Annotated in this window: 6 protein-coding genes; all 6 read right to left on the bottom strand. The window is 34.5% G+C overall.

What is annotated here, in order from left to right; translation table 11 throughout:
• Positions 1–191 precede the first annotated feature (191 nt).
• Positions 192–1,643, bottom strand: a complete 1,452-nt coding sequence (locus QZ379_RS02440; protein WP_291557932.1) for a sulfatase-like hydrolase/transferase — start codon at positions 1,641–1,643, stop codon at positions 192–194.
• Positions 1,644–1,651: 8 nt separating this feature from the next.
• Positions 1,652–3,229: a sulfatase-like hydrolase/transferase gene (locus tag QZ379_RS02435; protein WP_291557929.1), complete on the bottom strand. Its 1,578-nt coding sequence runs from the start codon at positions 3,227–3,229 to the stop codon at positions 1,652–1,654.
• An 84-nt stretch (positions 3,230–3,313) separates the two neighbouring features.
• A complete protein-coding gene (locus tag QZ379_RS02430) occupies positions 3,314–4,654 on the bottom strand; it encodes a hypothetical protein (RefSeq protein WP_291557926.1) in 1,341 nt (446 codons plus the stop codon).
• A 79-nt stretch (positions 4,655–4,733) separates the two neighbouring features.
• Complete coding sequence (locus QZ379_RS02425; RefSeq protein ID WP_291557925.1) at positions 4,734–6,572, bottom strand: hypothetical protein; 1,839 nt, start codon at positions 6,570–6,572, stop codon at positions 4,734–4,736.
• A gap of 27 nt (positions 6,573–6,599) precedes the next feature.
• Positions 6,600–7,496 carry a DUF1735 domain-containing protein gene (locus QZ379_RS02420; RefSeq protein WP_291557923.1) on the bottom strand — a complete coding sequence of 299 codons (897 nt, stop codon included), beginning with the start codon at positions 7,494–7,496 and terminating at the stop codon, positions 6,600–6,602.
• Between the two features lie 17 nt (positions 7,497–7,513).
• Positions 7,514–9,262 carry a RagB/SusD family nutrient uptake outer membrane protein gene (locus QZ379_RS02415; RefSeq protein ID WP_291557921.1) on the bottom strand — a complete coding sequence of 583 codons (1,749 nt, stop codon included), beginning with the start codon at positions 9,260–9,262 and terminating at the stop codon, positions 7,514–7,516.
• Between the last annotated feature and the right edge of the window lie 5 nt (positions 9,263–9,267).

The following is a 9,267-nucleotide window of genomic DNA, read 5'->3' as shown; positions in this document are numbered from 1 at the left end:
GATTTACTTGTGCATTGGTGTTTAATGTTACTATGCACATTATAGTAGGTAAAATGGATTTAATATAATTTTTCATAATTGTCAGTTTGAGAATTTAAGTATTTGTTATGACAGCAAAGTTAATGAACGAAAACTACATATTTGGGGGAGAAAAAATACTCATTTAAGTGGATTTTTCTTTTACAGTACTTTTATTTTGTTAAAGGAACAAATCTTTTTAGCTCATTTGCATGCTTTCTGTTTTCGTTTAATGAATTTCGCATTTCCCCCGGATCTTTGTCAGTGTTTACAAAGAATTCATTTTTTTCATTTAGAGTAATAATGTCTTTTTTCATCCTTTTACGATCGTAATAAGAATATTTATAACTGCCGCTTACTATAGTGTAGAAATTATTGTTTTCTATTCTTATAGCCTTTCTTTCAGGAATATCGCCTTTGTTTGTAATTCTTTTTGCTAGTGAAATACCGTCTGTTCTTCCGACTTTGATATTTGCCAGTTCACACATAGTTGGTAATATATCTGTTCCATTGCATACCACAGAATTGTCTTTATCGCCATGTTTAATTCCTGATCCCGAAATAATAAATGGTACTTTCTGACATTCTTCGTAAGGATATCCTTTTGTAATCATCTTGTGTGCTCCAAGCATTTCTCCATGATCAGAAGTAAATATTATATAAGTATTTTCTTTCAGTTTAGGATTATTATCAACCGCATCAAGAATGTCACCAATATGGCTGTCTACCAGTTTAACAAGCTCTCTGTAAATCCATCTGTATCTTCTCCAGTAATTTTCAGAAAAGTTTTTTGATGGCATTTTTATGTTTTGAGGCAGATTTTTTGTTTCTTCAAAATTGAACGGAAGTTCAGGAGCATGTTTCATAAAGAAATCCTTCTCATCTATGGCGTCAGCCTTGTCCCTTACACCTTGAACGCATGCAGCTCTTTCGTTCTTTTTTTCGTTCTTTTGGTCAGCCGGCATTTCTTTTTCTGCCCAAATACCTTCCATACAGATATCGTGAGGATTTATGAATGATGCCACAAGTAAAAACGGTTTACTGCTGTCGTCTGCTCTTTTATTTATAATTTCTGCGGCTTTAGTACCCACAATATCCCTTTCATCTTTAGTGTAATATACATCGAATCCGTAAGTTTTTGGAGGTTCGTACATACTTTTATTTTTAATATCTTCCGAAGAACAGGGCAGATGTACTTTTCCCCCATAGTAAGTGTCATACCCGGCCGACTTGAATAAATTACCCATTGCGCTTGATGGCAGCATATCTCTTATTGCTTTGTGCTTTGTTTCATCCTGTCCGTTATGTCTTATTCCGTAACTGCTGCCATATTGACCGGTAAATAATGCAAATCTTGAAGGCATTGATACGGCATTAGCACAATAAGTATTTGTAAATGATATACCATTTTTAACCAGTCTGTCCAGATTTGGAGTTACATAATCCATATTGCAGTTTGGATACACATCCTTTAAGGCTCCGATTGCATCGTAAGATTGCTGGTCGGTTATTATAAAGATGAAGTTAGGTTTTTCATCCGCTATAGAATTAATGGTTGCGGCCATACATCCGGCAATTATAAAGCCGGATTTTAATCCGACTTTATTTTTTATAAATCGATTCATAAGTTAAATTATTTTACAGGAGCATCATGATCAGTTTTATGTAAGTTGAAATGTGGTAAAATAGATTCCAGTTTTTTCTTTTCCATTTTATGAGCTTCTGATACTTTATTCCAGTCTTTAATAACCGGAAAACTGATAAGGTCTGATGGTGTTTTAGATACATCATACCATGTACCTCTTCCGTCTTTAAGAACATATTTACCTCTAATTAGCTGCATATTGTTTCTATAAGCATAAATCCATTCACGGTGATTGTCTTTCTTACCTGTAAGGAAAGGTACAATACTTTCACCGTTAATCTCATAATTTTTAGGTATTTCCACACCGGCAATTTCTGCAATAGTAGGAAGAATATCAGCCATATTCATCAGTATATCTGTCTCGCCTTTATGTTTAATATTCATACAGGGGGCATATATAATCATCGGAACGTGACAGCCCTTCTGGCAAATAGGACTTCCTTTGCCATATCTTGAAGTACCATTATCGGCACAAATAATGAAAATGGTATTATTATCAATTTTCAGTTCCTTGAATTTCTGCAAATACTTCCATATCTGATAATCAAGATATTTTATGTGATTGTGTATGCCTTCGTCAGAAAGAGAATTATTAAGATTATATTCTCCATTGTCGCCTGTTATTTGAGGAGCAGTTCTTACATACCTACCGTTTTTCCATTCTACTTTAGGTGTAGCAGGCCAGTGATTTTTGCTGTCAGGGTTTATAAAGTTGTATGCATCGTGCCCCAAGTGCGAAGTATGATAAATCATAAAAGGTTTACCGTCTTTCACCATTCTTTTCATAAAGTCGAAAATAAATTTCTGTTCAACATCCGGACCATAAGTATTCACACCGTATTCTTTTTTATCTTTATCTTTAAAAGGCCAGAAAGTAACTTTCTTTTTTGACTCAGGGTTGTTAACCAGCACTACCGACGGTTGCCAGTAATACGAAGTTTGCATATATGTATCTACAATTCTACCGTTGTCCACTATTTTATACATAGATTTTCCCTTAGCCTTTTCCATAGTAAAATCTGTGTGCGGATTATCCATGCTTAATTCGCCGGGAGTATAGCATCCTTCGTCAAATCCGTATTTTTCGATATCCGTACAGTTGGGCATTTGAGTTTTTCCTGCCCACATAGTGGCATAACCACCTTTTTGTGCAATATGTCCTATCAACATAGGTGAACTTTCATATAGAGGCCATTTTTCCTTTTTACCTTTTTCATTTGTATATGTACCTATATCTTTATTGTGCCACCATTTATGCAGATGCGCATACCTTCCCGTCTTCATCATAGCTCTACTTGGTGAAGATACAGTAGCAGCCCAACATGTCTTTACCATGCATCCATCTTTTGCTATCATTTCCATAACTGGGGTTTCTGCTCTGAACCTTAAATCTTGTGTGTCACCCCCATCAGGTTTCGACCATACAGATGATCCATACACCGGAAATTCTCTTGCGCTGATGTCATCTGCAAATAAAATTACAATATTAGGTTTGTTCTCTGCATGTAAATAAGAATTGGCAGATATTAGGAAGCAATAAGAATATAATAATTTCTTGTTTTTCATATTATGACATAAAGAGTGTTTAAAATAAATAGGTGCACCTTTATATGAAAATGTACCTTATATAATCTGACAAAGTTTAATTAATTATTTAATACATTTGAAACCGTATGAGTCTATTTCATAAGCTGAATTCAAATCGTCAGAAGCAGCTGGAAGTATATACGCAACAGCATAATATATATTATCAACAGACATTATGGCTTCTGTATCAGAAAGATTTATTTTTGCATATCCCGCATATAAATTATATGATTGTTTTGTAATCTCATTTTTGTTAACATCATATAAAGCAAAGACAACTTTACAGTTTTTGTCAGATGCATAAGTAAAACTGAAATTATACTTATTGTTTTCTTTATAGAACATTACTGCATGTTTATTGTTGAGATTTACTTTGTAACCGAAAACTTTTTCAACAGTAGGTTCAGGATATTCTTCATTTAAATCCTTAAGGATATATGAACGTATCCAGTCATAATAAGTCTTGTTTTTACTATCATCAGCCAGTTCTTCATCATTCGGCAATTCGATCCAAGGAGTTGGGTAAGTTTCAACTACCATATTAATTCCCATAGGTTCTGTTAAATAGAACGGGGCATTAGTATTTCTATTTTTGAATTGAATAGTCTTTCCTGACTTATTATTTAGATAGAATGTTGCAGAACTTTTGTCGTGCCACCAGCATCCGTAAGTATTAAAGTCATCCGAAGGAACTTTTCCATCGGGAAGGCTGAGTTTTGATTCTTCTGCTCTAATATCTTGTCTTTCGCTTCCGTCTGCAGGATCAAACCAGTAGTGAACGTTTGAATTCATTCCTTCATAGAAATATTTGCCGGAGAAATCACCTGTTCTGCCTATTGTTTCGCATATATCTAATTCTTGACTAAATCTCCCTGGTGCAGAATCTTCTGGTTGCTTTCCTTCTACAGGAAATGTACCAGTTCGGGTAGACATCCAAAATGTAGATGATAATGTAGTCTTGTTGGCCTTGAATCTACATTCATAGTAACCATAGTGTGCTTTTTGTTCCTTTGACACTACTGCTGCGCAAGATATGTTAAATTCTGTTCCATTGACGATTTTAGGTTCCTCCATTTTTATACCTTCAAGAACCATACATCCGTCTTTAAATGAAACACGTTCCTTTTCAAATAGTCCAGGAGCACGTCCTATCCATGTAGGATGTGGAGTTACCCATTTTGATTCATCGAGTTGACTGCTATTGAATTCGTCAGAAAACTGTTCGTTCAGTACCCATCTTTGTCCATCGGGAGGTAGTGGAATCGAATTTATAGGTTCGCTTTCATCAAATATACTGGGAACAATAATAGGACCAGGGCTTGAGTTATAATCGTCATCGTCACATCCTGTAGTTTGCAATGCTGATGAGAATAAAAGTACGTATAATAGATAATTTTTTTTCATGTTTTTTGTATTATAATTGTTAGGATTAAAAGAATCATAGTTCATGTTTTTTCATATGAACTATGATTCTTAGTATTCATCACTGAGCCGGACGGTATAATCTTTGTTTGAGAGTTATATTATCAAAGTATAGAACATGTCCAGGTTTTGATTTGAAATTTAGTGAAATGTTTGAATTGCCAGAGTTATTAATTACTCCTTTAGTAACTTTTGTTCCTTCAACAAATTCAAAGACACCTCCATGTCCTGATACAACTGAAGTATATGTAGATGGTGTGGTTTTTAAAGTATTAAAGCCTTGCCACTTCTTAAATATATCACCGTTTCCATGTTCACTTGCAATTCCAGATGCATATCTTAAAGACATATCATTTATTTTTGCGGTTTCAGTTTTATTTCTGAATGCGTCAAAGGTGAAAATAAATTCAGCGTCACTTGGTAGTTGATAACTTATTATACTTGTGAAATTAACCATCTTATCAGTACTGTTATCAGGCATGTCAATTTTTAATGTGCCGTTTTCCACACTTAAAATATCAATTGGCAGATTGTTATTTCCTGAAACAGCATTGAATCCAACATTACCGTCCTCGAAATCAAGTTTTATTATTGTTTCCGTATAACCTTCATAATTAACATTTTCTGGTGTGAAAATTTTCACATGCTTGTCCCCAATCTTAAATCCTGGATGGAATCCTGTGCGGTTGTAAATAATGTTTATTACATCATCTGCATATACTACTTCGGTTAATGTCAGGTTAAGAGTCTTACTGTCAACATACTCAATAGTTGCAATGGCTGGCATCATGACAGGAATATCATATTTGTTCTTGACTTCCAGAGAGAATGCAGCTACAAACTTATCATCAAATTCTGCAGCTTTTGTAATCCCTTTATCTAATTTCAATTCCAATTTTCGTGGTTCAACTGCTTTAATTGAAGTAATATTTACAGTTTCACTTTCAGGTGCCACTTCTTCTTCAAGATTTTCTGAAGACAAAGCTATGTCGTAACATTGATTTGATTGTAAGTTTATTTCTCCTGTTATGTTGGCGAATTTCTTTAGTCCTATTTCATCTTCCAGAATAATGGAAATACCTTTTTTAAATGTAGTTGGGGCAATTACAACATAATAATCATTACCTTTCACAATATCAGTACTTGTATTTGCCGGTAAAACCATAATTTCCGTAGCTGCACCTTCTTCATTAATGACAGTTGATGCTTCAGTACTGATTACACCATCGGCTTCAGCACCTTCCTTCACTGTAATATCAATGTTTCCTGCAATAAGTTCACCATTGTTTCCTTTAAGAGTTATTTTGTGTACTTCACTGCCAATGTTTTCATTTAAATTAATCTTTATAAAGCTAGCTGCATTGGTAAATTTTAATTTCATAGCAAGAGGATATTTGATTTCCTCCAATAGATATTTTCCAATGGCAACAGACGGATTAAGTCTGTTGTCAAAAGAACCTGCCACAGCTTTTTGAACATTGCTAAGTACTGTTGATATAGTAGCTGTTGATAATCCATTATCATCTACTTTCGTTTCTGATATTTTTGCATCAACATTAAATGGATATAACGCAAAATATGAATTATCAAATAAAGCTTTTCCTTTAAAATTTGCACTCAGGAAAACATTTTCTTCATCTTCATTGTCAATTGTAAACATAGAATTAACCTGTTTCGCAAATACTGATATCATGTCATCCTTACTCCATGAAATCTTATCTCCTTCATAGATGTTTGTTCTACTGAAGCTGCTGTTTTCTGAAGTGAAGACCATATCGATTTTCTCACCTTCTTTCGGTACAGGTGGAACATCTTTATATTGACTGAGGTTATAATCCTCACATCCTGCCGTCATAGCAGCAAATAAGGATAATGCAATTATATTCTTAATATGTTTCATAGTTTTTTTCTTGAGGTTTTTATATTATTACCATTCTTCAAGTTTAAGTACTGTTTTCAGATATATCAGTTCTTCCTGAACTTTATGTTTAAGACCATCCTCATCAGTATATTCATATTCCAGGTTGAAATGTGGATGATTATTCTCATCATAATTGAATTTTCCACTACCTGTTACCGATGATATGACGGAACCATCCATACCTTCTACAGAAACATTATTATCTTCATCAACCGAAATTTTCATAAAATGTTTTTCTACATTAAATCTTCCTATGAATGGAACCTTCAATGAGTTTTTTGATAGTGTAGTAAGTTCATGAATTCTGTTGTTCTGAACAAGGTCATCGGAATTATATTCTACTTTATCTGCTTCTGTACCGTCAGCATTGAATTTAGTATCTGTACCTTTTAGGAAATAAGTAGCATGGAATTTATTGAAATATTTCAATGCTATCAATGAATAATCCTTGTTTTCAAGAATAGAATCCATGTCGCACGATGTAATCTTGACAGGTAAAACATAAGTTCCGTTTAAGCTTTTCGGGTCGCTCATGAATTTATCTTTGTCAATCTTCACTTCTATTTCTCCTAAAATATTTCCTTCAGGCACCACGATATGATTACTGTTGGATAAAGTATAATATTCCTCGGGAAGAAGTTCTTTATCAGGATATTCTTCTAACAGTTCAGGTTGCACTTCATAATAAACATTCCAGTTTTTTTCATTACTGTATACTCCTGCCAATACTGTCCCAAAAGTAAATTTCATATCTTTGTTTTCCTCGTCAACTAAAGTTCTGAGAGGTTTCTGACGTGCGAAATAAGCGGTAGTATGGTCATAATCAAATTTATAATCTTCATAGCATGACTGGAATAACATAGCCATACATGCAACTGCAAATAGTTTTAATAAGATCTTCATGTTTTTTAAGTTTTTAATTACCATCCTTGGTTTTGTGTTATTGCAGGACATTTCAAAATTTCAGCTTTAGGTATAGGTTCATAATACATATAATCTTTATATACAGGAGACTGCACTATAGATATTGTACCCTTTTTATCGTTAGCATCGCTATAAATAATACCTTTTACCGGTTCGTTAAGGTTTTCTTTCCATCTTCTTAAATCGAAGAATCTATGATTTTCAAAACAAAGCTCAATGCGTCTCTCGTTTTTTATCAATTCCATTAGTTCTTCTTTCGTACGAAGAGAGCTCAAGTACTTATCATCACCCGAGCTGGCTATACCGGCTCTTCTTCTCACTTCTCTTATAGCTTGTCTTGCTGTATATCCCAAAACATTGTTGTCAGGACCGTAAGCCATATTTGCTGCTTCTGCAAAATTAAGGAAAACTTCTACTTTACGGATAAGAGCATAGTAGAAAAAGTCCTTAATCTGATTTCCTGCAATCAGATTTGCTTTTGAACTTTGCCATTTTCTTAAGAAATATCCTGTTCTTGTAGTATTTTTATCGTCTACTCCTACAGCTCCAGGCATACAGTTACCGCCATTGTATGTCTGTATTGTTACTCCTTTAAATACATCACCGTTTTTCAGTACAGTCATTGAAAGACGTTTGTCTCTGCCGGCAAACGGATTTTCAGGATTATAATTGCTCAGGCTTTGGTCGGCTGTAATGGGATAACCGTTTGCCATAGGGAAAGCATCTACCAGATTCTGTGATGGATTACATTTACCCTGACCTATAAGTCCTACGGCAGGAGGAAAGTTTCTCTGAGCCATACCTATCTCTCCTGTTGCATCACCTGCAACTCTACGTAATATAACTTCATTGTTTGCGGTAGTTATATTATTATAAAATTTGCTGGAGATATTACCCAAATCATATATATCCGGCAATGTTGTACCAATCATGTCTAAAGCAGCTTTTGCGGCAGCTGCTGCTTCTTCGTAAAGCTCATTTTTATTGTCCAGATTGTATAATGGACTTGCCGCATAGAGCAGAACTCTTGATTTAAGAGCCATACAAGCTATCTTGCTTGGGCGTCCCAATTGTGAACTACCCAAAATAGCATTATCTCCTGTATATTCAATTGGTAAGCCGGCTTCAAAAGCCAGATCCAAATCTTCAACAATTCTTTTAACGCAGTCACTAAATGAATCTCTAGGTTTCATTTCTATATTGTCGATATCCATATTCTCTGTTACAATAGGGAAACCCAGTAATTCACCATTTACGTCAATACCGGAAAAACGTCTTAGAAGTTCAAACTCGTTCCATGCTCTTAAAAAATAAGCTTCACCCGTAATTCTTTTGCGGTATGCCTCATTTTCTTCGGGATTTGTAGCCATATATACAAGATCCTCATCAGTTCCAATTCTTAGGAACTCATTTAAGTTTCGTATATTTTCGTAAGCGGCATTCCAGTTGTTGAGTGGGCTGTTTACGTCTGTCCAGTATCCATCCTGACCACTCATCTTGTTCATATTTCCATTCAGATTGTTTGATAATGCGTTATCTGTTGCACAATCCAGAAAATCACTTCCAAATGAATCAAAATTAGTAGGTATTGATCTGTAGGCAAAAGTTATCAGTCCTCTGATTACTCCTGTTTGTTCTGTTAATTGCTGTTCTGTCTTCTCGTTAGTAAGTTTTGTGTCAAAGAAACTGTCGCACGATGATAATAACAACAGTGAGCAGCAAGATGTTATTATAAACTTTTTCATTATTG

The organism is Bacteroides sp. (assembly GCF_019417265.1).
GTDB lineage: Bacteria > Bacteroidota > Bacteroidia > Bacteroidales > Bacteroidaceae > Phocaeicola.
Note: the sequence above shows the minus strand (reverse complement) of the source record. Positions and strands in the feature narration are given on the sequence as shown.

Excerpts from the sequence above, each read along its gene's own strand:
- QZ379_RS02440 (WP_291557932.1), bottom strand. The coding sequence starts at position 1,643 with ATGAATCGATTTATAAAAAATAAAGTCGGATTAAAATCCGGCTTTATA.
- QZ379_RS02415 (WP_291557921.1), bottom strand. The coding sequence starts at position 9,262 with ATGAAAAAGTTTATAATAACATCTTGCTGCTCACTGTTGTTATTATCA.
- QZ379_RS02430 (WP_291557926.1), bottom strand. The coding sequence starts at position 4,654 with ATGAAAAAAAATTATCTATTATACGTACTTTTATTCTCATCAGCATTG.
- QZ379_RS02435 (WP_291557929.1), bottom strand. The coding sequence starts at position 3,229 with ATGAAAAACAAGAAATTATTATATTCTTATTGCTTCCTAATATCTGCC.
- QZ379_RS02420 (WP_291557923.1), bottom strand. The coding sequence starts at position 7,496 with ATGAAGATCTTATTAAAACTATTTGCAGTTGCATGTATGGCTATGTTA.
- QZ379_RS02425 (WP_291557925.1), bottom strand. The coding sequence starts at position 6,572 with ATGAAACATATTAAGAATATAATTGCATTATCCTTATTTGCTGCTATG.